Source organism: Bradyrhizobium sp. 17 (genome assembly GCF_023073515.1).
In the GTDB taxonomy this organism is placed as follows: Bacteria; Pseudomonadota; Alphaproteobacteria; order Rhizobiales; family Xanthobacteraceae; genus Bradyrhizobium; species Bradyrhizobium canariense_D.
This window is the reverse complement of the sequence record NZ_JADPJQ010000084.1, coordinates 1-1,247: the sequence shown is the minus strand read 5'-3', so window position 1 is coordinate 1,247 and position 1,247 is coordinate 1. Positions and strand designations below refer to the sequence as shown.

At 62.5% G+C, this 1,247-nt stretch carries 1 protein-coding gene; it reads right to left on the bottom strand.

The window, feature by feature from the left end; translation table 11 throughout:
* Positions 1-31: 31 nt before the first annotated feature.
* Positions 32-1,185, bottom strand: a protein-coding gene (locus IVB13_RS16800; RefSeq protein WP_088930867.1) for an IS3 family transposase whose coding sequence is annotated in 2 segments (ribosomal slippage) — positions 32-936 and positions 936-1,185 — 1,155 coding nt in all. Because the reading frame shifts where the segments join, the coding sequence is not laid out codon by codon here.
* Positions 1,186-1,247 lie beyond the last annotated feature (62 nt).

Here is a 1,247-nt window from a genome sequence, read left to right as displayed (position 1 = left end):
ATGAGCTGCTGCCGGTTTGATGGACACCGGGTTAAGCTAATCCCACCTTGCGCTCGAACTCAACAGGGCTGAGGTAACCGATCGTCGAGTGACGTCGGGTCGTGTTGTAGAACCGCTCGATGTAATCGAACACATCTGCTCTGGCCTCGTTCCTGGTGCGATAGGTTTTGCGCTCGGTGCGTTCGGTTTTCAGCGACGAGAAGAAGCTCTCCATCGCCGCGTTGTCCCAGACGTTGCCGGACCGACTCATGCTGCAGACGATGCCGCTATCAGCCATCAAGCGCTGGAACTGCTCGCTGACGTACTGGCTGCCGCGATCGGAATGATGCATCAGGGCATCCGGCTTGCCGCGCCGCCAGACCGCCATCAACAGGGCGTCCGCAACCAACTGGGCGGTCATGCTGGCGTTCATCGACCAGCCGACCACCCGGCGCGAGAACAGGTCGATCACCGCCGACACATAGAGCCAGCCCTCAGCCGTCCAGATGTAGGTGAAGTCGGCGATCCACTTCTGGTTCGGGCGCTCGGCCTCGAACTGCCGATCCAGAAGATTCGACGCCACGTTCGCAATCTGGCGATGGCCTGCGTCCTTCGGCAGACGCCGGCGTCGTGGCCGCGCCCGCAGGGCCTGCAGGCGCATCAGCCGTTCGACCCGGTGCAGGCCGCATTCGACGCCGTCCGCCAGAAGGTCTCGCCAGACGCGCCGCGCGCCGTAAGTCCGGTCACTGGCAAGGAAGCTGACCTTGACCTGCTGGCCTACGGTCTCGTCGCTCCGGGATCTGGCGCTGGGCGATCGGTTCAGCCAGGCATGAAAGCCCGACCGCGACACGCCCATCGCTTCGCATAGCCATGCCACCGGCCAGATGCCCCGGTGCTTCGCGATGAAGCCGAACTTCATGTCGCTTCCTTCGCGAAGTAGGCAGCGGCCTTTTTTAGGATATCCCGCTCCGCCTTCAGCTTGTTGACCTCGCGCCGCAGCCGCTCGATCTCCAATTGCTCAGGCTTCAGTTGCCCGTGGCCGGGGAACGACTGCGCAGCGTCGAAGCCGAACTCCTTCACCCATTTGCGCAGCACGTTCTCATGAACGCCCAGGTCTCGGCCAGCTTGCGCCACAGATACCCCGCGCTCCCTGACGAGCTTGACCGCCTCGATCTTGAACTCTCGACTGAACTTCCGTCTCTGCATGACCCACCTCTGGCTCGATAAAACACCCAATCTCGGTGTCCATCAAACCGGCAGCAGCTCAG